Origin of the sequence: Nonlabens marinus S1-08 (assembly GCF_000831385.1) — a bacterium.
In the GTDB taxonomy this organism is placed as follows: Bacteria; Bacteroidota; Bacteroidia; order Flavobacteriales; family Flavobacteriaceae; genus Nonlabens; species Nonlabens marinus.
The window spans coordinates 423262-447440 of the sequence record NZ_AP014548.1 but is presented as its reverse complement, the minus strand read 5'-3'; the positions used below and the strand labels follow the sequence as shown (position 1 = coordinate 447440).

The 24179-nt window shown below is 39.8% G+C and carries 16 protein-coding genes; 11 read left to right on the top strand and 5 right to left on the bottom strand.

The window, feature by feature from the left end; all coding sequences use genetic code 11:
- Positions 1 to 145: 145 nt before the first annotated feature.
- From NMS_RS02050 to NMS_RS02035, 4 genes are all read right to left on the bottom strand, one after another.
- Positions 146 to 2875, bottom strand: a complete 2730-nt coding sequence (locus NMS_RS02050; protein WP_052476645.1) for an alpha-amylase family glycosyl hydrolase — start codon at positions 2873 to 2875, stop codon at positions 146 to 148.
- A 66-nt stretch (positions 2876 to 2941) separates the two neighbouring features.
- Positions 2942 to 4099, bottom strand: a complete 1158-nt coding sequence (locus tag NMS_RS02045) for a SusE domain-containing protein (RefSeq protein WP_041495154.1) — start codon at positions 4097 to 4099, stop codon at positions 2942 to 2944.
- A gap of 25 nt (positions 4100 to 4124) precedes the next feature.
- Positions 4125 to 5720 (bottom strand): RagB/SusD family nutrient uptake outer membrane protein, encoded by a 1596-nt coding sequence (locus NMS_RS02040; protein ID WP_041495153.1) that lies wholly within the window; start codon positions 5718 to 5720, stop codon positions 4125 to 4127.
- 7 nt (positions 5721 to 5727) lie between these two features.
- Positions 5728 to 8634, bottom strand: a complete 2907-nt coding sequence (locus tag NMS_RS02035; RefSeq protein WP_041495152.1) for a SusC/RagA family TonB-linked outer membrane protein — start codon at positions 8632 to 8634, stop codon at positions 5728 to 5730.
- Between the two features lie 190 nt (positions 8635 to 8824).
- On the opposite strand from NMS_RS02035, the gene NMS_RS02030 reads away from it, so the two are divergent.
- The 7 genes from NMS_RS02030 (at position 8825) to NMS_RS02000 (ending at position 20072) form a co-directional block, all read left to right on the top strand.
- Complete coding sequence (locus NMS_RS02030; protein WP_041495151.1) at positions 8825 to 9844, top strand: LacI family DNA-binding transcriptional regulator; 1020 nt, start codon at positions 8825 to 8827, stop codon at positions 9842 to 9844.
- Positions 9845 to 9962: 118 nt separating this feature from the next.
- Positions 9963 to 11408, top strand: coding sequence for an MFS transporter (locus NMS_RS02025; RefSeq protein WP_041495150.1), 1446 nt, complete (start codon positions 9963 to 9965; stop codon positions 11406 to 11408).
- Positions 11401 to 12063, top strand: coding sequence for a beta-phosphoglucomutase (gene pgmB, locus NMS_RS02020; protein ID WP_041495149.1), 663 nt, complete (start codon positions 11401 to 11403; stop codon positions 12061 to 12063). Before NMS_RS02025 ends, pgmB begins: the two co-directional genes overlap by 8 nt.
- Positions 12063 to 14372, top strand: coding sequence for a glycoside hydrolase family 65 protein (locus NMS_RS02015; protein WP_041495148.1), 2310 nt, complete (start codon positions 12063 to 12065; stop codon positions 14370 to 14372). The genes pgmB and NMS_RS02015 overlap by 1 nt, the downstream gene beginning before the upstream one ends.
- Positions 14373 to 14375: 3 nt before the next feature.
- On the top strand, positions 14376 to 16259 hold the full coding sequence (locus NMS_RS02010; protein ID WP_041495147.1) for an alpha-amylase family glycosyl hydrolase: 1884 nt from the start codon (positions 14376 to 14378) through the stop codon (positions 16257 to 16259).
- A 17-nt stretch (positions 16260 to 16276) separates the two neighbouring features.
- Complete coding sequence (locus NMS_RS02005; RefSeq protein ID WP_041495146.1) at positions 16277 to 18628, top strand: alpha-amylase family glycosyl hydrolase; 2352 nt, start codon at positions 16277 to 16279, stop codon at positions 18626 to 18628.
- Between the two features lie 19 nt (positions 18629 to 18647).
- A complete protein-coding gene (locus tag NMS_RS02000) occupies positions 18648 to 20072 on the top strand; it encodes an alpha-amylase family glycosyl hydrolase (RefSeq protein WP_041495145.1) in 1425 nt (474 codons plus the stop codon).
- Positions 20073 to 20143: 71 nt separating this feature from the next.
- Here NMS_RS02000 and NMS_RS01995 read toward each other — a convergent pair whose 3' ends face one another.
- The gene (locus NMS_RS01995; RefSeq protein WP_041495144.1) at positions 20144 to 20344 is read right to left on the bottom strand and encodes a hypothetical protein; all 201 of its coding nucleotides are present in this window, start codon (positions 20342 to 20344) and stop codon (positions 20144 to 20146) included.
- A gap of 148 nt (positions 20345 to 20492) precedes the next feature.
- Between NMS_RS01995 and NMS_RS01990 the strand changes: the two genes are divergently transcribed.
- From NMS_RS01990 to NMS_RS01975, 4 genes are all read left to right on the top strand, one after another.
- Entirely contained in the window at positions 20493 to 20828 is a 336-nt protein-coding gene (locus NMS_RS01990) for an arsenosugar biosynthesis-associated peroxidase-like protein (protein WP_041495143.1), read from the top strand.
- A gap of 405 nt (positions 20829 to 21233) precedes the next feature.
- Positions 21234 to 22307 (top strand): arsenosugar biosynthesis radical SAM (seleno)protein ArsS, encoded by a 1074-nt coding sequence (gene arsS, locus NMS_RS01985; protein ID WP_041495142.1) that lies wholly within the window; start codon positions 21234 to 21236, stop codon positions 22305 to 22307.
- A gap of 126 nt (positions 22308 to 22433) precedes the next feature.
- The gene (gene arsM / locus NMS_RS01980) at positions 22434 to 23405 is read left to right on the top strand and encodes an arsenosugar biosynthesis arsenite methyltransferase ArsM (protein WP_041495141.1); all 972 of its coding nucleotides are present in this window, start codon (positions 22434 to 22436) and stop codon (positions 23403 to 23405) included.
- A gap of 157 nt (positions 23406 to 23562) precedes the next feature.
- Positions 23563 to 24156 (top strand): TIGR04282 family arsenosugar biosynthesis glycosyltransferase, encoded by a 594-nt coding sequence (locus NMS_RS01975; RefSeq protein ID WP_231862350.1) that lies wholly within the window; start codon positions 23563 to 23565, stop codon positions 24154 to 24156.
- Positions 24157 to 24179: the final 23 nt, after the last annotated feature.

Here is a 24179-nt window from a genome sequence, read left to right as displayed (position 1 = left end):
TTGTAACCATATTATGTTGAAAAGAGTAAAGGTTACTTCAATAGATAAAAGTTATAGTTAGGGATTATAACAAATTATCTAATGTGAATTTAGTTGAGTTTACCCGATTCTCCAAACATTACTGCCTATTATTAGACGAACTACATCATTTTTTAAGTAGTTTGATAGATGAACGGTTGTTTTCTGCATTTTCAGTTTCGATAATATACATCCCAGATGCTAAATCTGATATATCATACGACGAAGCGCTACCCTCAAAAACCTTAACACGTTGACCAGTCATGTTGTATACCTCCACCTGATTTACCGCTTCACTCAATTGGAAACTAGAAGACGCTGGATTAGGATAGAGTTGTATTGAATTAACTTGCGTAATTCCATTTAGACTCGCTGTGGTGTTTAACGGCTGTGTACTATAAAGTTTATAGCCACCAGGTTCCACGGTAATCAACGAGTTCTGATCGGTAACGTTAGTAGTAGTATTTGTAAAATATTCATACCAAGTTCCAGTTTGCGTATATCTAGGAGCTACGCTTTTAGAGGTGACGTCAAAATTAGCCACGACTACTACATCAAAATTAGGTCCATTGAGAGTGATGCGTTTGACCAAGCCATTCACATCAAGATCATTGTCCGTGTTATTAAAGGTCTCTGGGTATTTTGTTTTGAGCTTTATCAATTCACTAGTCACACCATATAAATCAAGACGATCTGCATCAGTTGCATAGCCGTTTGTAAAAGGAACTGGTTTTCTACCTGTTCTACCATTTTGATCGATAGGGATATCATAACCTAACTCTCCAAATTGCCACAGCATTTTTGGTCCAGGTATGGTATACAAAATAGTAGCTATAGCTTCTTGTCTATCTAATGCGACTGGCAAACTTCTAGTTTGGTGCGCAGAGTTACTCGTGTTACCGAATTGTAGTGTCTCATACATGATGCGTTGCTCGTCATGACTTTCAGAATAAGCCACTAGGTGTTGATCATTATAATTACGTGAAGTATAGTAACTTCTAAAAACGTTAGCATTGCTAGAAAACCCTAGAGAACTCTGCTTATATTCCGTTGACATTTTACCCCACAACATGAATCCGATATCAGCAAGTGCTTTTTCTTCTGGATTATCTGATAAATGTTCCAGTATCAAGTAAACGTCGTCATCGTTATTGGCTAAGATAAAGTCTCTGTATTCAGATAGGATATTAACTCTTGATTGATCATACTGCCCCCAGGCTCCTACATTATTTCCAGTATTTGTTTGAGTAAATCCTTTAGAAAGGTCAAATCTAAATCCATCTATTCTAAATTCATCCAAGAAATACTGCATGGTTTGTTTTGTGTACTCCTTAGTCCAAGGGCTTTCATGATTAAAGTCAGTTCCAACATTAAATGGGTGTCTAGGAGTTTGATTTAAATATGGATTGTCTGGACCTGCATTAAATCCACTGTCATCTGGCCACATTTGTACTAATGGACTTTGACCAAAAGCATGGTTATAAACGATATCTACAATCACAGCAATACCTTTAGAGTGAAGTAGGTCTACTAATTCTTTGAATTTGTCTGGAGTTCCATAAGCTTTATCGAGTGCGCCATGAAACTTAGGGTTGTAACCCCAACTGTCAGTTCCCTCAAATTCATTTAAAGGTAAAAATTCAACCGCATTTACTCCTAGATTGACGATATAATCGATTCTATCGATTATTGCTTGAAAACTATCTTCCTCTGAAAAATCACGTACCAGCAGTTCATAGATCACAAGGTTTTCATTATTCGGTCTTTCAAAATTATTAACCGTCCAGTTATATGGATCCTCTTTGTATTTATGCAGGGTTACATCACCCGTGGTCTGGGAAGTAGGGTAGGCTGGTAGATTTGGGAAATTACCCGGCTTGATAAATTGATCGTTTTGAGCATCCAGGATCAGAGTGCTGAACGGATCTGCTATTTTAGTTTCAAAATTAACCAAGTATTGGTATGAGAAATAATCACCTGCTGTGAATTCACTAGCTGGTAATGTGATCCAGAAATAATTCCCATCTTTAAACATTTGGTACTCCGTCTCTAAATTCCAACTGGTAAAACTTCCTAACAGATTGACGTCTGTCTTTCCTGGTGCAGCGAGCAAGAAGGTGACGCTACCATCTGGATTTTCATTCACACCATTTTTTAAACCTGCAGGACGTGTTGCATCGACAGTCTCTCCAGGTACAAATACGGTCCTGTTATCGCTTGCTACTTGATTCCCGTTATCTGCTGTGAATCCTATCACATAGTTCCCAGAAGATGAGAAAGTATAAGGTTCAGATATAGTCGATGCATTTGCAGTCGCAATCGATATGTCATTGACAGTGAGTTGTAAATCTGCCGACTGCGAACTTTCTGCGGTAATTGTCAGAGTTTCATTAACTTGATATATCGAATTGTTTTCTGGGGCAGTGATGACCGCATTTAGTCCTGGTAAAAAAACAGGTAAGAAGATATCTGGTCGGGTCTGTTTTGTAGCGTCTGAGTTTCTGACTACTAGGCAGATTTCGCTCACCACATCTCCTGGCTGTACATTGTAGAACTGCTCGATTGACATTCCAAAGTCTAACTCATAGCTGTTAGTTCCTGTTCTTACAAATAGTGGTGCACCATTGTTTTCATCAAAGGCAGGCACTTTTATGTTTTGCCAGCGTTCGCCGTTGATATTTACACCGGTGTAAGCATAAATTTGACCTGTCTCATTTTCAAGTTCGGTTCCGACAGCATTAAAAACTAGTTTGACAGAACTCTCTTGAGTAGGAGTAGCTGGTACTGTTGTTACTGGTGATTGCGCTTTCGCGAAAGCGAACATCAACAGGGCAATGAGTAAAAGTCTATGATTCATGGTATGCTATTTAAAATTTGAGAAAAAAAAAGGGCTGCGAACAGCCCTTAATTGAATAAACCTAAATTATTCTTTTGGAACAAACAGGTATCGGCCATCTAAATCACTAAAGAAAATATCATAAGTTCCTGCAACAGTTGGAACGTTGTCACCGTTCATCGCTCCTTTACCTGTATAAACAGTTCCAGCACCCCAGTTCGTATCCCAAGCATCGTTTGCTCTGAATTTCATCTCGCCACCTGTAACAGTCACATTACGTGCTACCCATAGGTGTGGATCAAAGTTGTTTCCATTATTAAGCTTAAAACGCTCTAGGTTGATGTCATTACTAGTATCAAAAGGTGCAGTAGGGAAAGAACTACCTAACATACCGATAGAAGTATAAGTTGTTGCCGTATCACCTGCTGGATAAGGAGTCATTGAATAACTACCGTTTCCTGTAGAGGTACCTGTAACACCAGTAATGTCTACTTCAACAGTATAATAACCTGCTGATGGTACGCTAAAAGGATCAGGCTCATTCCCACCGTCATTTAAAGTAATAGGGTTAGCAGCACCACGGGAACCGTATTGTGGTTGCCATGCACCTACCTGAGGAAGGATCTTGTAACCATCTGCAGAAAAACGTCCTGTGAAGAAAAATTGATTTTTGTTATCAGGATTGATGAATAATGGAGGATTAATACCATTGTTACCATCACCATTATTCCAGTCTTGTAACGGAGAACCTGCGCCTACAAAGTATAATACATCATAAGGGTAACCTACAAATGGAGTTACAGTTACAGATACATCGCTAGAAGTGATAGCGCTTACTGCTGGATCATTTGTAGTTGCTACTACTCGAGCTTTATATACACCTACAGTACCGTTCTCACCACCTAAAGCAAGTGCTGCTTCATTGATTTGGCCGTAAGTAATTGGTGTGTCTGTTCCAGATGATTGAGCCAAAACGTAGGGTGCGGAATAATCACCATCTGCTTTATCCATTTGAACGGAATAAGTTAGAGCTACAGGAAGGGTCAATTCAATACCTTCCCAGTTGAAACGCTCTGCTAGGTTTTCTTGATTATCAGCTGTTACCACAAAACTGCTGGACTGAGGCGATAATACCAATTCGCCTTTTTGATTCGTGTCTAATGTAAACTGCTCATCATTATCTGAACAGGCTATGATTCCTGCTATGATCGCAAGAACCACAAATAAGCTATAGATTTTTTTCATTGTGTTTTTATTAAAGAGGTGAATATTAATATCCAGGATTCTGGACTAAATTATCATTAAGATTAAGTTGTTCTGCTGGTATAGGATACAAGTTTCTGAATGCCGGAGTTGTGGTTCCAGTCTGTACGTTGCCTTTCCAAGCCCATGTATAATTTGTAGTAAACTGATTGAATCTAATTAGATCCTGACGTCTATGTGCTTCCCAAAACAATTCTCTTGCCCTCTCATCTAATATAAAGGGTAAAGTAAGCTGTGAGGCTGTAATGTTGCTGCCATTGTTTCCATAGGCTCTTTGTCTTAAGATGTTGATGTAGTTAACCGCTTGGGCTTGGCTACCACCTCCACCTCGAACTACAGCTTCAGCATACATCAAATAGGCATCAGCGAGTCTGTAAACAGGAAAGTCTATGTCTACAAAATCTCCGGTAGCATCAGATCCTTGATTACCATTAACATCTACATTTTTGAATTTTGCTATGGCAAAACCTTGACCAAATTGACTCTCGTCTGCAATTTGTTTGGTCTGATTGTTCGTGAAGAACTGCTCTCTGCCATCTGCTGAATTTTCTTCGCCAGGAAATTTAGCTACAAATTGAGGGGTCGTACGAATGCCAAACCATCCACCATTGATCCCAAAGTTACTAGGATTCATGTCACCACCTACTGGTGCATGAGTAAGGAAAGTTGTTCCACCGAAAGTTTGGGTTCTTTGACCATCATAATTCAATGTCCAGATAAACTCATTTTGTGAGCCATTAGAATTGTTGTCTGCTAAAAATAGATTTGTATAAGGAGCGTTTGTGTCCACACTATATCCTGCATTGATAACTCGGGAGGTATAATCAACTACATCTGTATATCTAGCAGTACCTGTATAAACTTCAGCATTTAAGTAGATTTTTGCGAGGGTCATCCACACCGTTGCTTGATCTGCTCTACCATAGCCGTTTTGACGTGCCGGAACTATCGTACTTTCAACAGCTAAAAGCTCAGATTCCACAAAGTTGAACAATTCTGCTCTGGTAATAAGTTGTCCAGGGACATTAGGGTCTGTATTTTCATCTTGAAAAGGCATTGATCCAAAAAGATCCATACCATGATAGTAAGAATAGGCTCTCAAAAATCGTGCTTCTTCTCTATATTCTCTGATCAGTCCTCGAGCAGATTCTGGAATCCCATTAGAATCTAGACTGGCCTCAGATGTATTTCTTAGAAAGTCATTACACAAGGCAATTTGATAATTGATCCTTGAGTACATACCTCTTATAAATTCATTCCCATCATTCCAAGTTTGACGTTGAAAATCTTTAATCGTACCATCATTCCATGCGATGAGTGCTTCATCGCTAGAAAGTTCTTGGTGGTACCAGAATAGTCGTAAATAATTAGAGAATCCACCATCAATTCCATTAATGTCTGCATTTCCATCGCCGCCTTCTTGACCTCCAACGATCAATCCACCATATACTTTGGCAATCAAACCTGGATAAGAATCTGGATCTTTAAGTATATCGCCTGCGGTAAGTTCTTCACCTCTTGGCTCTAAATCCAGCGTTTCCTGGCAGCCAGTGAAAACTAGCAATGCAAGAAAAGCACCGAAAAGATATTTGTGTAATTTCATAGCTATATTATTTAAGTGTAAATCCTAATCCTAAAACAACCGTTCTACTTCTTGGGTAAAGGTTGTTGTCTATACCACCCGACACTTCTGGATCTAGACCATCATAATCTGTGATGGTAAATAAATTTGTTCCAGTAATGGAGGTTCTAATGTCGACCTTGTCACCTAGGAATGTGTAACCTATAGTGGCATTGTCTAATTTTAAAAAGTCTGCCTTTCTAACGTAGTAGTCTGAAAAAAGTTGTGGATCTGTAAATTGAGATTCCAATACATCTGTCGTACTATTAGTGTAATAATTTCCAGGATTATTGAAAATGTTCTCGAAAGTGGCTGAGTTGGAATCAACGTTATTGTAGTTGTATAGTCCTGCAGATCCTCTCAAAGTAAAACTCATAAAGAATTCCTTATAATTCAAGTTTGAGGTAAATCCGTAATACGCATCTGGGTTTGCTTTTTTGTAACGTACCCTATCAGCCTCATTAATAACGTTATCCCCATTTACATCTACGAAAACGCCGTCTAAAGGGTTTCCATTTTGATCGTAAACTTGTCGGTAAACATGAAATGAACTAGGGTCAGAGCCTACCGCCCATTCTTGAATGTTATTACCTACACCACCTGAGATTCCTCCCACTGCAACAGGATTGTTATTAGGTCCAGCAAGGTTGGTAATTTCAATCTCGTTGAATGTAAGGTTACCACCTATATTCCAATTGAAGTTTTCTGACCTAACCAACTTTGCATTAACTCCTATTTCAAGTCCTCTACTTTCTGTGTCTCCTACATTTTGTAGTACAAAGTTTTCTAACCCGCCAGCGGCAATAGGTGCAAATTGTAGAAGGTCTGAAGTCTCACGGTAATAAGCATCAACGCTACCGGTTAATCGATCGTCAAAAAAACCTAAATCAATCCCCACATTATACTGTGCAGTTTCTTCCCATTTAAGATCTTGAGCGCCTTCAGGTCGTATGGTAGGTAAAAATGTATCACCTAGTTGGATAGAAGATTGTAATTGACCCGGCGTGAACACTTGAATGAAGGCGAAGTCTGGTCCGATTTCCTGTTGACCAGTGACACCATAACCACCACGCAATTTAAGTTGAGAAATAAAGCTGCTGTTTTGAACAAAATCTAGGTTAGTTAACTTGATAGCAGCACTCGCGCCTCCGAAGGTTCCAAACCTTTCTTCAGGAGAAAACCTAGAAGATCCGTCTCTTGAAATACTTCCTGATAAAACAATTAAATCTTTTATATCAAAAGACAAACGTCCGAAGAAAGAAACCAAGCGATTGTCCCCAGGGAAAAACCGAAGAGGTATTGGGTCCCCATTTGAGTCCGAGAATGACCCATCAATGGTATTTCTGCTGAATGTTTCTCTTGTAAAATCTTGATAACTGCTACCTACTGTAGCTTCAAAATCAGTATCAATAGCCTCCAGGAATTTTTTATAGTCCAATCGACCGTTTAACAAGGTGTTTCTTCGCAATCCATACGAAAAAGATCTTGAGCCATTATCAAAAAAGCCTGCTCTTGAATTAGCAGTTCTTATAGAGAAAGAGTCAAACTCATTATAATCGAAACCTGCGTTACCATCAAAAACCAGTCCGTCAACAGGAAGCTTATAGTTAGCATTCAGGTTCATTCTGATTTGATGATTGTCATTTTGAGAATCAAGGCTCTCTAATAAACCCACTGGGTTAGCAGGTGCATTCACCTCTGGTGTTCCACCATTAAAAAATTCAAAGAAACCGTTAATCGAACTATTAGGGTCAGTTGATCTTACAGGCCTTGTAGGGTCAAATACTATAGCGCTACCTATAGCCCCACCATCAGCAAAGCCTCTATTTTCTAAAGCACCCTGAGCTGTGTAAGTTAATTTCAATTTGTTGTCCAGAGCGCGCTGTGTTAATGCAAGATTTAAAGTAGATCTACTATAATCAGACCCGATAAGTGTACCTGCTTGATTGGTTTGTCCCAGTCCTAGTCTTAAGGAAGTGGACTCCCAACCTTTAGAAATTGATAAGTTGTGAATACCAGTAGTACCCGTTTGATAAATTTCGTTTTGCCAGTCTGTACTAGCGTCTCCTAATAAGCTTAGGTCTTCCCCTCTTTCCGTTGCCAGCGCACGTAATTCATCTGCAGTCAAAACATCTACTTGATTGAAGTTTCTGTTAACACCGAATTGTGCGTCATAGCTCACCGCCCAATCACTATTTAATTGTCCTTTTTTAGTGGTAATTAATACAACACCGTTTGAAGCACGGTTACCATAAATTGCGGTAGCACTTGCATCTTTAAGGATGGTATAGCTTTCAATGTCATTTGGGTTCAAGCTGTTTAAATTAGCATTACCTTGATCAAGAGGCACACCGTCTACTACATAAAGTGGGTCTTGGGATGCACTAAGAGTTGAACCAGCACGCACTCGGATTACAGGGCCGTCCCCTGGACTACCACTTGCTGCAACCACTTGTACACCAGCCGCTTTACCAGCTAATTGTTGTCCAGCAGATACTATCGCACCTGTATTAAACTCATCATCACTTACAGTGGTCTGTGCTGCGGTCACATTCTCTTTAGTGGTACTACCATAACCTATAAGGACAATGGCATCTAATTGTGAAGCATCTTCATCAAGTATTGCATTTATAATAGTTTGACCAGTATATTCAATCTCTTGGGTCGCGAAGCCTAAGTAACTAAAAACTAGGGTAGCACCTTGAGGTATGTTGTTAAGCGAATATTTTCCATCAAAATCAGTTGCAGTACCATTGCTGGTTCCTTTTACAACAACGGAAGCCCCTAGAATAGGGAGGTTGTTGGCAGCGTCTGTGACAGTTCCTGATACTTGCTGCGCAATAGCAAGCAGCGGCAGCACTAGAAATAACAAGGCTATTTTAAATTTTTGATTCATTATTGAGATTTGAATTAATAGTTAATGGCAGTCTTCTTCTCACACGGGATAAAACTATGTAAAGAAAACGTTAAGAAATATTTTCAACTACAGTTTCTACGAAAACGTTTTCGACTTTTTATAGTTGTGTTATAAGGAGTATATTTAGCTTTCGCGAAAGCGAAAACCCCTACAGTTAAAATTTTATTTGATGGCTCAAAAAATTACCTTGAAGAAGATCGCACAGGACTTACAGGTGTCCATCTCTACTGTTTCTAAAGCTTTACGTGACTCACACGAAATCAGTCTAGAGACCCGCGAAAAGATCAAGCAGTATGCTAAAAAATACAATTATAAACCCAACAATATTGCCCTAAGTCTTAAGAACCAAAAGACCAAAAAAATAGGAATTATCATTCCTGAGATTGTACACCATTTCTTTGCGACGGTCATTTCTGGTATTGAAAAAGTGGCTAACGAGAAAGGATATCAAGTCATTATATGTCTATCTGGCGAAAGTTTTGCGAAAGAAGTGGTTAATATGGATATGTTAGCTAACGGCAGTATTGATGGTTTTATCATGAGTTTGTCTAAAGAAACTATGGAAAAGCAAGACTTTCATCACTTGAGAGAGGTGCTGAATCAAGGGATGCCCATCGTTATGTTTGATCGTGTGGTGGAAGGTATTGCCTGCGATAAAATCATTATAGACGACGCTGCCGCTTCCTATAGCGCTGCAGATTTCCTTATGAGAAAAGGCCGCAAAAATCTAGCGATCATATCAACGGTAGACTATGTGAATGTTGGAAGACTGCGTACTCAAGGATTTAAAGATGCCGTGATAGGTCGTGGTTTAGATTTTAAAGAAAGTAGTGTTCTCAAAATAGAGGATGCCGAAAATTGTGCTACAGAAATCGAAAACTTTTTAAAGAAGGATTCATACGATGGCATTGTGGCGGTCAATGAATTGTTTGCAGTGACTGCGAGTAAAGCTTTGCAAAATTTAGGTAAAACGATACCTGATGACGTGGCTATCATAGCATTTACAGATGGAATGTTAAGTAAATATGCCAGTCCCACCTTAACGACAATCGGTCAAAAGGGCGAGGATATGGGAGGTCTCGCTGCAGCTAAATTGATTGAACGCCTTGAAAGTAAACAGGATATCGATGAAAGCTACGAAACCGTTATCGTAAAAACTTCCCTTATTGAACGGGAATCCACACCATAATAATAGTATATTTGACTCGTGTTTTTTCGTAATCACAGCATTTATCAAAACTAGTCTTCTTCACACACGTCTAAGTTTTGATAAGTCATAAGGCTTATCGTCATTAATAAATAACGATATGCAAAAGCCTAAGTTAGGTTTCTGGGACATCTGGAATATGAGTTTCGGTTTCCTGGGTATTCAGTTCGGTTTTGCCCTACAGGGTTCAACCATGTCACGTATTTTTGAAACTTTAGGAGCTAGCAAGGATGATATTCCTATGCTTTGGATTGCGGCCCCTTTAGCTGGCTTGATTGTGCAACCCATTGTTGGGTACCTAAGTGATAACACTTGGCATAAAAGATTAGGAAGACGTAGACCTTTCTTTTTGTTAGGTGCGATTCTAAGTAGTATTGCCTTGTTATTCATGCCTTTTTCTTCTGAAGTATGGATGGCCGCTGGACTTCTTCTAGTTTTAGATGCTTCCATCAACATCAGCATGGAGCCCTTCCGGGCGCTGGTTGCTGATAAATTACCAGAATCTCAACGCAGTTACGGTTTTGTGGTTCAAACTTTAATTATAGGGGTAGGAACCTGGATAGCCAGTAACCTTCCTAAATTTCTCAATAACACATTAAATATCTCAAATGAGGCAGCGCCAGGGGTTGTTCCTGACTCGGTAAAAATAGCTTTCGGTGTAGGTGCTTTGGTTTTCATCACTTCGATTCTAGTTACCATATTTACTACAAAGGAATACTCACCAGAAGAAATGGCGGCTTTCGATGATGCCAGTGAGCCAGAAGAGAAAAAAGGCATGTGGGCAACAATCAGTTCCACCTATGCGCTGATGCCGGTCATCATGAAAAAACTGGGGGTGGTTCAATTCTTTTCTTGGTTTGCATTTTTTGCCATGTGGACGCTTGCAAACCCAGCATTGACAGAGCATATTTACAATGCCCCAAAACCTGATGTTAAAAATTTCGCTCAGCTAGATGATAGCGATAATGTATTGCTAGATGCAAATCAAGCAACCCTATTTTTAGATCAAACTCAAGAAGATGCCTATACAACACAAGATAAAGCGTACAATGAAGCTTCAGATGATGTAGGTTCTAAAATGGGTATCTATGGATTATCGTCCATGGCTTTTGCATTGTTGTTGACTTTTTACACTGCTTATAATAGCATCAACAGGAAAGTGGTACACATGGCCAGTTTGGTACTGGGAGGATTAGGCTTCCTGCTTATGTTTTACATTCCTGGCGAGCCAGAATACCTCGTGCTGTGCTTTGCCCTAGTGGGTATAGCCTGGGGGAGCATACTTTCCATGCCATACGCCATGCTTTCCAGTAGTGTGGAAAGTTCAAAAATGGGATTAATGATGGGAGTATTCAATATGTTCATCGTCATCCCACAAATCATTGCGGCTCTAGGTGGAGTGGTCCTATTGCACAATTTGATAGGCGAGGAGTCCATCCATGCCATGACCATTGCGGGAATATTTTTGATTCTAGCAGCACTATCTAACCTTTTGATCACTAACAAAAAAGCAATCACATATCAACCATCTATTACTAATGAGTAAGAAAGCATTCATATTTGATCTAGATGGTGTCGTAGTCGATACAGCCAAATTCCATTTTGTGGCTTGGCAACGACTAGCGGTTAGTCTAGGTATCAATTTTACCGAAGAAGAAAACGAACAGCTTAAAGGAGTGTCTAGAGTACGCTCCCTAGAGAAAATTTTGAAATGGGGCAATAAAGAAATTGATCAAAAAACATTTGAAGAGAAACTCATCCAGAAAAATGAGGAGTATCTAGAAATGGTAGAAACCTTAACACAAGAGGATATTCTTCCTGGAGTACATGATTTTTTATTACGCTTACGCGAAAGCGAACAACCTATAGCTTTAGGAAGTGCCAGCAAAAATGCGAGGCCTATCCTTAAGAAACTGGGAATCTATGATCTGTTTGACGCCATAGTGGATGGAACAGACGTGAGCAAAGCAAAACCAGATCCCGAAGTATTTCTAAATGCCTGTCAACTACTAAATATGCCAGCAAAAAACGCGGTGGTTTTTGAAGACAGCATTGCTGGAGTTCAAGCTGCTAATAATGCAGGTATGATCAGTATAGGTTTAGGAGATCAGAAAAATTTAAGTGAGGCAGATGAAGTTTTTGAAAGCTTCTTAGAAATGCCCACAGATTATCAACATCAGTTATTGAATAAAACGAAGTAATGAGTCGAGAATATATCAAACCAAATCCTTGGTCTATTATTGAAGAAGGCTGGAATCCAGACCTAGTTAAATCCAGTGAAAGCCTTTTTTCTATTGGTAATGGCGCCATGGGACAGCGAGCTAATTTTGAAGAAACTTACAGTGGTGAAACCTTTCAGGGCAGTTATGTAGCTGGAGTGTATTACCCAGATAAAACGAGAGTAGGCTGGTGGAAAAACGGTTACCCAGAGTACTTTGCTAAAGTGTTGAATGCCCCAAATTTTATTGGGATAGATGTCTTTATTGATGGAGAAGCTCTGGATCTAGCAAAGTTTGAAAAATCTGACGTTAAGGATTACCGCCGTGAATTGAACATGAAAGAAGGTTGGTACGAACGCTCATTTAAAATAGAGCTTTCTGACGCTAAGACGATCCAAGTAACCGCTCGCCGATTTCTTTCTTTAAACATAGATGAACTTGCCGTTATCAATTACCAAGTAACGGCATTGAAAGGAGATATGCGTATTTCCTTCCAGCCTTACCTGGACGCTGGAATTACTAATGAAGACTCTAACTGGGATGATAAGTTTTGGGAAGTAGAAGAGTTACAGACTACAGATCATCAAGCATTCATTCGCAGTCGAACTAATAAAACCAATTTCTACGTTTGCACATTCATGCAATCTGAGTTGTACAAGAATGGCGAGCATGTGCAATACGCAGATCCATTTGACAAGAATGAAACAGTAATTCGTCATAAAGTGGCAACTCAACTTGCAGAAGGCGATACTGCAACTTTATTAAAATATGCTGGATATACTTCAAGTTTGAATTACGAGCACTTTGAGATATTTGATGCAGCAAAGAATGTGCTTCATAAAGCAATCGAGAAAGGCTACGATCAATTGCTTGAAGAGCAAAAAGACGTCTGGGCCCAAATTTGGTTGATGGCAGATATTACTATTGAAGGTGATATGAAAGCACAACAAGGGATACGTTTCAATATCTTCCAATTAAATCAAACTTACTCTGGTAAAGACGCAAGATTAAACATAGGCCCTAAAGGATTTACTGGTGAAAAATATGGTGGGTCAACCTATTGGGATACTGAAGCATATTGCATACCTTTCTACATGGCTACTAAAGATCAAAAAGTAGCTAGAAACTTACTGAAATATAGGTATGAGCAGCTAGACAAGGCCATTGAGAATGCCGAGAAATTGGGGTTCTCTAATGGAGCTGCTCTATTCCCTATGGTCACCATGAATGGTGAGGAAAGCCATAATGAATGGGAAATTACCTTTGAAGAGATCCACCGCAATGGCGCGATGGTCTACGCAATTCACAACTACGTTAGATATACAGGAGACTATTCTTATGTGCCAGAAATGGGACTAGAAGTCATGATTGCGATTGCTAGATTCTGGCATCAGCGAGCCACATTCTCTCAACGTGCCAATAAATTCATGATTCTGGGAGTCACTGGACCTAATGAGTACGAAAACAACGTCAATAATAATTGGTACACGAATTACCTAGCAAAATGGTGTATTGAGCAAACGGTTAATCATCTTAACAAAGTAAAGGATGGCCATAATGATGATTACAATAGGATCATAGGTCTTACTAAAATTACCGATGGAGAGGTGGCTTCCTGGTTAGAGGTTGCTCAAAATATGTATGAGCCTTTTGATGAAGACTTAGGTATTTATTTACAACAAGACGGATTTTTAGACAAAGAAATAGTTCCTGTTTCAGAGTTGAAAGCCTCCCAGCGACCTATCAATCAAAAATGGTCTTGGGATCGAATTCTACGCAGTTGCTATATCAAACAAGCAGACGTGCTTCAAGGATTTTACTTTTTTGAAGATCATTTTTCTAAAGAAGATCTAGAAAAACATTTTAATTTTTACGAGCCATTGACTGTTCATGAAAGTTCGCTTTCTCCATGTGTTCACAGCATACAAGCAGCACATTTGGGTCGAATGGATCAGGCTTATGAGTTTTACTTGAGAACTTCGCGTTTAGACCTCGATGATTACAATCATGAGGTGGAGGAAGGTTGTCATATCACCAGTATGGCGGGAACCTGGATGAGTATTGTAGAAGGTTTCGGTGGTTTGAAGATTGTGGATGACATGCCTAGTTTTAATACCCGATTGCCAGAACAGTGGGAATCCTTCAGTTTCAAGATTAACTTTAGAGATCAGATTTTGAAAGTACATGTGGCTAAAGACGGTACCACAGTAACCTTAGATGGCGATAGTAGTCAAGATATTTTGGTTAACGGTGAAAAGCAAACCTTGGAACCTGTAGCAGTAAATTCTTAAATTATGAAAACCTCTCCAGTTGCATTTTGTTTGTTGATGTATTTCGCTTTCGCGAAAGCGTGCCTAGCACAATCACCATTACACGTTGAGCCCCCATTTTGGTGGGCAGGAATGCAGCATAGCGAGGTCGAGGTGTTGATTCACGCCCCCAATGCGGCGAAATATGATTTACAAACAAGGTTGCCAATAATAAAGAAGGTCGCAGGTGACAGTCCTAATTATCTTTTCGTCACTATAGACACGGAGCAAGTTGTCGTCGGGACTTACGAGATGAAAATGACAGCTCATAAGTTACCTTCTCTAACTTTTGATTACGAGATAAAACCAAGAGTTTCTACTTCAAAGGATCGTAACGGTTTTGATTCTAGTGATGCCATTTACCTGATCATGCCAGACCGTTTTGCAAACGGTGATCCATTTAATGACTCTGTAGATTCAATGACAGAAAAGACCAATCGGGATGAAAAAGGAGGTCGTCATGGTGGTGATATTCAAGGGATTATTGATCATCTAGATTATATTGAGGACCTAGGGGCAACTGCGATATGGAGTACACCTTTACTGGCTGATAATGATAAAGCCTATTCCTATCATACTTATGCTCAAAGCGATCTGTATCAAATTGATCCACGTTATGGAACCAATGAATTGTACCGCCGCCTTGCTGATGAATTACATGGTCGGGATATGAAGTTGGTCATGGATTACGTCACCAATCACTGGGGAGCCACCCACTGGATGATGCAGGACTTGCCTACTGATACCTGGATTCATCAATTTGACGATAATAAGGACAAGAATTATTTTCCTGTAAAAGGATATGCCAACTCCTCCTACCGTCAGACCACCCAAATGGATCCTCACGCTAGCGCTATTGATAAAAAATATGCGGAGAAAGGCTGGTTTGTAAGCACCATGCCGGACTTAAATCAAAGTGACCCATTAATGCTCAATTATTTAATCCAAAACACTATTTGGTGGATTGAATATGCTGGTCTGGATGGACTGCGGGTGGATACCTATTCCTATAACGAGAAAGAAGGAATTGCTGCATGGACGAAAGCCATCATGAAGGAGTATCCAAATTTTAATATTGTAGGTGAAACCTGGTTGCACGATCAAGCTCAGATTGCATATTGGCAAAAAGATTCGCCAGTAGGTGCAATTCAGTCTTACAATACAGGGCTCCCTAGTGTAATGGATTTCACTTTGCACGATGCATTAATGGCGAGTTTCAATGAAAACGAACAAGGCTGGGATAAAGGTGCGGTTCGCTTGTATGAAAATTTTGTCAACGACTTCTTGTATGCTGATGTAGATAACATTCTAGTTTTTGCAGGCAACCATGATACCAATAGAATCAGTGGAGACGGACTCTATAATGGTGATCTGGATAAATACAAACTTGCCATGACGTTAGTATTGACCACAAGAGGGATTCCGCAACTGTATTATGGAGATGAGATTGGAATGGCAGGTAATCGAGATACTGACGGTGATGGCGACATACGCCGGGATTTCCCTGGAGGCTGGAAAGGAGATGCGCGAAATGCATTTAGTAATCCGACTGCCTTACAGAAAGGGTATCAGGATTTTACTAAAAAGTTACTCAATTACCGTAAGAACAAGCCTGTGTTGCATAAAGGTGAGTTGCTACAATACGTTCCAGAACAGAATTGCTACGTTTATTTTAGAATTAAAGGGAAAAGCCGAGTGATGGTGGTAATTAACAACAATCCTAGCGAGATAGAATTGAACCTCGAAAGATTCAGGGAAGGAATCCAAGAACGTAAACAAGGTCAAGATATTCTAATTGAAAACTCCATTGATCTCACTCAGCCATTAAAAATTGGCGGCAAAAAATCTATGGTCATCGACTTGGATTAATTACGTAACCTATGACTATGAAAAAAATAGTATTTCTAATTACAGTCGTTTTTTTAGTTTCCTGTAAAGAGGATAAAGCCTCGTTAGAATCTGCCAGTATAATTCAAGTACCTACAAGTCCAGTCTATGCGAATAATGGCAAGACAGAAGTTTTGATTGCAGATTACATTGCAGGTGATCAGATTGCCGATAGTATCACAGTAGATAAAGGGATAAAGGCCTTGCCATGGTCAAGAACAGACAGTGTTTTTTCTTTTGAAATGATGGATGGTCCAGCTGTGAGCTTAATGACGCTATGGACAGACGGTATAAGAAACGACGTTCCGGTATTTAAAAGTTCGAGCAAGGTAATCCGCATTAATTATGATAAACCTGCGGTAGATTCTAAAGTCCAGATCAAAGGAGAATTCACAAATTGGGCACCGACAGATCTTCAAACTGATGGAGCAAACCTTTATTATGACGCCACGGTGCCTTCTGGTAAATTTCAATACTTGTTTATTGTAGACGGAGAGGAAGAAAAGCTAAATGGAACTGAGCCTTTTATTGTAAGCAATGGAATGGGTGGCTTTAACCGGGTAATTGATAACAGCCGCAAAGCCTTCCCAGCAGAATTAAGTTATGGAGCTATTACAGACAATGGGTTCACATTTACCACTACCGGCAAACTAGAAAATGTAGTCGTCTTTTACGAGAATCAGAAAATACCAGCAACCCTAGAAGGAATTACATATCATGTGACACTACCGGAAAAGGACTTTTCAGATCGAATTTCTAAAACACAGCTAGTTCGAGTATTTGCGAGCGATACAAACGGTAGAACAAACGATCTACTGGTTCCTGTTCAAAATGGTAAAGTAGTAAGAGACCCTTCTCAACTAGATCGATCTGATTTTCATACACAAGTGCTATACTTCATGATGATAGATCGTTTTCTAGATGCAGATCCATCTAATACCAAACCAGTCGCTGATCCAGAAATCCTGCCTAAAGCAAATTACATGGGTGGCGATCTGGCTGGAGTACTTAAAAAGATCAATGACGGCTATTTTGAAGACATGGGTATCAATACCATTTGGTTATCTCCGATCACGCAAAACCCTGAAACTGCCTATGGTTTGTGGCCAGAGCCTAAAACAAAATTCAGTGGGTACCACGGTTATTGGCCTATCTCGAATACTGCAGTGGATTACCGTTTTGGAAGGGAACAATTGATGAAAGAAATCATTGCTGCAGCTCATGATCGTGGGATGAATGTGATTTTAGATTATGTAGCAAATCACGTGCATGAAGAACACCCATTATATAAAGAACATCCAGAATGGGCAACCAATCTATATTTACCAGACAGCACACTCAATACGGAGCGTTGGGATGATCATAGGTTGACCACTTGGTTCGATACCTTTATGCCTACACTTGATTTTTCCCAGCCAGAAGTGGTAGAAAAAATGACCGATTCAGCATTGTATTGGGTGACTAATTATGACTTAGATGGCTTCCGTCATGATGCTACTAAACATGTTCCTGAGGCCTATTGGAGAACATTAACTAAGAAAATACGCAATAATACGGATCGACCTATTTATCAGATTGGGGAAACTTATGGTTCCTACGACCTCATACGCAGCTACGTGAGTACCGGCATGCTCGATGCACAGTTTGATTTTAATATGTATGATGCTGCGGTTTCCGCTTTCGCGAAAGCGGATAACAGCTACTCCAATCTTGCAGAAACCTTAAATAAAGGACTCGAATACTACGGCCACCACCACTTGATGGGGAACATATCCGGAAATCAGGATCGGGCTCGATTTATTAGTTATGCCAGTGGTGACGTACGCTTTGATGAAGATGCTAAACTTGCTGGCTGGACTCGTGAAACGCAAATGAGTGATTCCACAGCTTACGATAGATTAGGAATGCTTCAAGCGTTCAACATGACCATTCCAGGTGTGCCAGTGATCTATTATGGGGATGAATACGGTAGTATAGGTGCTGGTGATCCAGACAATCGCAAGATGATGAAGTTTGACAATCTTACGCGCAGGGAATCTCAATTGCGAGAGCTGGTGCAAGAATTAGCTCAGCTCCGTCGCAACTCCATGTCCTTACTTTATGGTACGACGCAGGTGATTACTGATGCAAATGGAATGCTCGTTCTGCGTAGAGCTTATTTTGATGAAGAAACCTACGTTTATTTCAATGAAACACCTATTATGATGAACGTGGCTGATAAAAATAAACGCTTTCGCGGAAGCGAAACAACCCTCATCAACGCGCTAGAAACCGATTCCCAAATACAAGTCAAGGCCCGCAATTTTGCCATTATTCAGGCCAAAAGAAAAACTGATAAAAATTCAAATTAACTCAAACTACTAGTTCACTATGAAAAAATACATCTGGTCCTTATTTCTCGTAAGCTTTCTATTTGCCTGTAAAGACGAAGCGAAGGTTGAGGAAAAACAAGAAGAATCCGTAGTAGAATACACACCTATTACCGATGAAGATCTGGAAACGGCAGTAATTTATGAAGCTAACATACGTCAGTATTCTGAGGCGGGTACTTTTAATGAATTTACTAAAGATATTCCTGAGTTGAAGGAATTAGGCGTGAAGGTCATATGGTTGATGCCCATTTTCCCTATTTCAGAAAAGAATAGAAAGGCAAAGGGTGACTTAATGGTAGAAGACATTGAGGATATGGAGGAACGAAAAAAGTATTTAGGAAGTTACTATGCAGTAGCAGATTATACCGGGATCAATCCTGATTTAGGAACTGAAGAAGATCTGGATGCACTCATCAAGACAGCGCACGACAATGGCATGTTTGTTATTCTAGATTGGGTTGCAAACCATACCGGCTGGGATAACAAATGGGTTACAGAACATCCAGAATGGTACACTCAAAATGAAGCTGGAGAAATTATCCATCCCGCAGGAACGGACTGGACAGATACCGCAGATCTCAATTATGATAATCAAGAAATGCGTGATGCGATGACTGCTTCCATGAAATACTGGGTAGAGAAACATAATATAGACGGCTTTAGATGCGATGTGGCACATGAAGTTCCAACTGATTTTTGGAATGCGAATAATGCAGAGTTGGAAACTATCAAACCTCTATTCATGCTCGCTGAAAGTGAGAAGAAAGATCTTTTTGATGAAGCTTTTGATATCGGTTATAATTGGGAAGGTCATCACATTATGAACGAATTGGCTCAGGGCAAAGCAGACGTAAATAAATGGGATGCTTACATGAAAAAAATAGACACCACCTATCCTGCAGATCATATCTTAATGAACTTTATTACCAACCATGATGAGAACTCATGGAATGGTACGGTACAGGAGCGCATGGGTAAAGCAAGTGACGCTATGCTTGTATTTCAATATGTAATACCTGGAATGCCATTAGTATATTCTGGACAAGAGTATGGGATGGACAAGCGATTGAAATTCTTTGAAAAAGACAGTATTCCTAAGACTAAAGGAAGAGTGTGGGAGCAAATGAAGCAATTAGGAACATTGAAAAATAGCAATTCTGCATTACATGGTGGGAAAGACGCTGCTGCTTACAAACGCCTTATAACAAATGATGATGCATCTATTTATGCAATTGAACGATCAAAAAATGGTCAACGGGTGATCTTTGTGTCTAATCTATCTAATGAACCCATTAAAGCAAAAGTTTCTGGCCTTAATGGAGAGTACCGCGACTTGATGTCAGGAGCAACGGTCAAATTTCAAGAAGGAATGGCCAGCGACATGTCGGCTTATGCCTACTTATTACTAGAGCCTATAAATTAATTTGAACGTCAATAGAGTAAGAAAAGCTGCAGAATATTCTTCTGCGGCTTTTTTGATTAATTAGAAATGCCCTATTTATTTTCGGCAGAAATCACATCGGTATCCTTGCGGTACTTAAGTAAGCTGATTCCTGCAAAAAAGAATATGACACCTAAAATGACAGATGGCCACTGTCCTGCACCTAAAGCTAAGGATCCAAATATTGATAATACCCCTAAGATAAGAGCGATGGCACCACCTACCGCCATTATAACTGCTAATATTTTGATCATGATTTTTGTTTATATATTGAGCCAAATGTAGACGAACTTCTAAAACAAAATTTGTTTTTAACTGATATTTAATCAATTGTAGAATGTATGTTAATAGCTTTTGTTACTATCATTTAATCGTAAATTGGAGCCTTTAAAATCAATTTCAATGGACAAGACCTATTATGATCCTAAAGACCTTAGGAAATTTGGCAAAATAACAGAATGGAGTGAAGAGCTAGGAACTAAATTCTTCGATTACTACGGTAGTGTGTTTGAAGAAGGTGCGCTAACAGCAAGGGAAAAATCCTTGATTGCACTTGCCGTCTCCCATGCCGTGCAATGTCCTTATTGTATCGATGCATATACAAGCGATACTCTCAAACGCGGCGTGACTAAAGAACAGATGATGGAAGCTATTCATGTTGCAGGAGCTATTAAAGGTGGTGCCACTCTGGTTCATGGTGTTCAAATGATGAATAAGGTCAACAAACTAGAGATGTAGCATTTCAATATTCTGCGAAAGCAGAATAGAAAGATTTTACATCCTTATAAATCGCAGTAAGTCATTTATCTGGGACTTTGAATGTAATTTCCACGATGCTTACGAGAAAGATCCAGCCAGCGTTAAAGAATATGTTGCAAAGCAAAACTTATTAATTATTACCCTAGTAGACTTAGGTAAGCTATGATACATTATTGCAATTAGCATACTTGGACTTGTAAGATTTACGCAGGATGATGACCAATTCATAGCAAGTGAAAAAGCCAGAATATTTGGGAATATAATTGAGATTAGAATTATCGCAAAACGAATATCATGGGTTTTTATAAAACTTGCCTGAGGTTTTTATCGTAATTATGTATCGCCTTAACACGCAAACCATTTTAAAAAAGCAGAAACACACCTATGAGTGTAGCAGTAAATACTAAAAAGTCCCTTCACAAACGCGATGCAGACCTGGCAAACATCAATAAGCAAATGGAAGTCCTTAATGGAGAACCCTTTTCTAATGGTGAATTACCGTCGTTCGCAAAGAAGATAAAAGAAACCAATCAATTCCCGCTCAGGCCTAAGAAGCTTGAGATACTTCAAGTAAATGTGGGATATATGTGTAATCAGGTTTGTGCTCACTGTCACGTGGATGCAGGACCCGATCGCAAGGAAATAATGACGCGAGATACCATGCAGCAGATTCTCGATGTGATCAAAACTACTGAGGCTCACACGCTGGACCTTACAGGTGGTGCACCAGAGATGAATCCAGACTTTAGATGGTTTGTGGAGGAAGCAGCAAAAGCTGGAATCCAAGACTTTATAGTTCGATCCAATTTGACAATAATTCGAGCTAACAAAAAATATTACGACCTACCAGACTTTTTCAAAAAACACAATATTCATGTAGTTTCCTCTATGCCACACTGGACTAAAGGAAAGACCGACAAGCAACGTGGTGACGGTGTGTTTGATAAATCAATCAAGGCATTACAAGAATTGAATGAACGCGGCTATGGTATGCCAGATAGCAGCTTAAGATTAGACCTAGTCTACAATCCTAGCGGTGCTTATTTACCGGGCGATCAAGCCAGTATGGAGAAGGAAATGAAGTCTCGATTAATGGAAGATTTTGGGATTCAATTCCACAATCTGTTTGCGATTACTAATTTACCTATCGCGCGCTTCCTAGATTACCTAGTGGCGAGCGAGAATTATGAGGACTACATGTATGCGCTTGTAGAAGCCTACAATCCAGCCGCTGTTGCAAACGTCATGTGTACAAATACCATTTCTATTTCATGGGATGGCTGGTTGTACGATTGCGATTTCAACCAGATGCTCGATTTGAAAGTGGACAACAAGATCCAGCATGTTAAAGATTATAATGAAGACTTGCTCAATGACCGCAAGATTCAGATTTCACAACATTGTTACGGCTGTACCGCTGGCGCTGGAAGCAGTTGTCAGGGAGTTGTTGCAAACTAAATATTCAATCATTTGTTCGCTTTCGCGAAAGCGAAATTCAAAGAAATTGATACCACACTTGTTTCATGCTGAGCTTGTCGAAGTAATGCGGTACTAAAGTAGAATCAACCACAATCACAATACCACATGAGTTATTTAAATGCCACCGAAGAATTATACAGAGACGCTGCACTTGTCCCTGATGTAGGGCTGTGCTGCACTACAAATCCAGTATGGGAATTACCTGGCTTGAAAATTCCTAGAATCATGCAAGAAATGAATTATGGTTGCGGTTCAACCGTTCATGCACGAGATTTGAGCAACAGTCCTAGGGTATTGTATGTAGGAGTAGGTGGTGGAATGGAATTGTTGCAGTTTGCCTATTTTTCTCGTCAAAAAGGGGGCGTTATAGGTATTGACGTGGTTCCTGAAATGCTTGAAGCTTCCCGCAAAAACTTCAAAATCGCTGAGGTAGAAAACGACTGGTTTAAAAGTGAGTTTGTAGAACTACATAAAGGCGATGCGCTAAATTTAAGCGCTGTTGCAGACAATTCCATAGACGTTGCGGCACAAAACTGCCTGTTTAATATCTTTAAGGAGGAAGACCTTAAAAAAGCGATTGAAGAAATGTATCGTGTACTGAAGCCTCACGGTAGATTAGTCATGAGTGATCCTACTTGCGAGCAGGAAATGAATGATGAATTGCGTAACGATGATAGATTAAGAGCGTTGTGCTTGAGCGGCTCATTGCCTATTGCTCAATATGTTAAGGCGTTGACAGACGTAGGTTTTGGAACGATTGAGATACGTGCCCGCAAGCCGTACCGTATTCTGGATACAAAAAATTACCCGACTGACGAGTTGATCTACATTGAGTCTATTGAAGTAGCTGCTATTAAGGATCCTATGCCAGAAGATGGGCCTTGCATCTTTACGGGTAAGGCTGCTATTTATTTTGGAAGCGAGCGCCAGTTTGATGACGGGAAAGGTCACGTGTTAGTAAATAACCAGCCGTTAGCTATTTGTGATAAAACAGCCGCAGCGCTTAAGGATTTGGGTCGTGACGATATTTATTTTAGTGAATCTACCTACCACTATGACGGTGGTGGATGTTGCTAGATATTAACTTTTACAATTACATTCGCTGTCTTTTCAACCATAGGTTTAACCTCATTTAGTCATCAATAGAAAACTTTCAAATACGGCAATACTAGTCTTCGCACAAACTGCGCAGGCTGATATTCAATACAAACCACTTGCTCATAATGGGCAATTAATGGATGTCTTGAATGATCGTGTGTTGAAAACGGTTGAAAAAAGTGGACTTGACTATTTTCATTTTACTGAGGATGAACAGGAAGGCCTTGGTTTTGGTCAGCGTTTTTCAAACAGTATTCAAAAAGTATTTGAGAAAGGCTACGATAAGGTTATCTGTATTGGTAACGATACGCCACAACTCACAAGCTCTCATTTACTTTCAGCCGTAAATTCTTTGAACTCTGGTAAGGCCGTAAATGGTCCATCGCTAGATGGCGGATTTTATTTAATGGGAATCAACTCAGCTGATTTTGATGCTGTAAGATTTGAAAGCCTGCCTTGGCAAACCAACAAATTAGCATCCAGTTATTTCAAATTGCTAGAAGAGCAGTTGCTAAGAGTGGATCTTTTGGAATATCTAGTAGACCTAGATTCTGAAGAAGACATCAAACGCCTTTTTGACGGCACGGATTTGAGGAGCAGTCTAGCTCAATCCATATTAAAGACTTTAATTAACAAACGTGCCTCACACGTTTATACATCAAAACAAACCGAATCGGTTTCTTTTGAACTTCCCTTGAATAAAGGCTCGCCAGCGTCTATCGCGGCCTAACATTCAGCGCCCTATCTGGGTTT

Excerpts from the sequence above, each read along its gene's own strand:
- NMS_RS02050 (WP_052476645.1), bottom strand. The coding sequence starts at position 2,875 with ATGAATCATAGACTTTTACTCATTGCCCTGTTGATGTTCGCTTTCGCG.
- NMS_RS02045 (WP_041495154.1), bottom strand. The coding sequence starts at position 4,099 with ATGAAAAAAATCTATAGCTTATTTGTGGTTCTTGCGATCATAGCAGGA.
- NMS_RS02040 (WP_041495153.1), bottom strand. The coding sequence starts at position 5,720 with ATGAAATTACACAAATATCTTTTCGGTGCTTTTCTTGCATTGCTAGTT.
- NMS_RS02035 (WP_041495152.1), bottom strand. The coding sequence starts at position 8,634 with ATGAATCAAAAATTTAAAATAGCCTTGTTATTTCTAGTGCTGCCGCTG.
- NMS_RS02030 (WP_041495151.1), top strand. The coding sequence starts at position 8,825 with ATGGCTCAAAAAATTACCTTGAAGAAGATCGCACAGGACTTACAGGTG.
- NMS_RS02025 (WP_041495150.1), top strand. The coding sequence starts at position 9,963 with ATGCAAAAGCCTAAGTTAGGTTTCTGGGACATCTGGAATATGAGTTTC.
- pgmB (WP_041495149.1), top strand. The coding sequence starts at position 11,401 with ATGAGTAAGAAAGCATTCATATTTGATCTAGATGGTGTCGTAGTCGAT.
- NMS_RS02015 (WP_041495148.1), top strand. The coding sequence starts at position 12,063 with ATGAGTCGAGAATATATCAAACCAAATCCTTGGTCTATTATTGAAGAA.
- NMS_RS02010 (WP_041495147.1), top strand. The coding sequence starts at position 14,376 with ATGAAAACCTCTCCAGTTGCATTTTGTTTGTTGATGTATTTCGCTTTC.
- NMS_RS02005 (WP_041495146.1), top strand. The coding sequence starts at position 16,277 with ATGAAAAAAATAGTATTTCTAATTACAGTCGTTTTTTTAGTTTCCTGT.
- NMS_RS02000 (WP_041495145.1), top strand. The coding sequence starts at position 18,648 with ATGAAAAAATACATCTGGTCCTTATTTCTCGTAAGCTTTCTATTTGCC.
- NMS_RS01995 (WP_041495144.1), bottom strand. The coding sequence starts at position 20,344 with ATGATCAAAATATTAGCAGTTATAATGGCGGTAGGTGGTGCCATCGCT.
- NMS_RS01990 (WP_041495143.1), top strand. The coding sequence starts at position 20,493 with ATGGACAAGACCTATTATGATCCTAAAGACCTTAGGAAATTTGGCAAA.
- arsS (WP_041495142.1), top strand. The coding sequence starts at position 21,234 with ATGAGTGTAGCAGTAAATACTAAAAAGTCCCTTCACAAACGCGATGCA.
- arsM (WP_041495141.1), top strand. The coding sequence starts at position 22,434 with ATGAGTTATTTAAATGCCACCGAAGAATTATACAGAGACGCTGCACTT.
- NMS_RS01975 (WP_231862350.1), top strand. The coding sequence starts at position 23,563 with ATGGATGTCTTGAATGATCGTGTGTTGAAAACGGTTGAAAAAAGTGGA.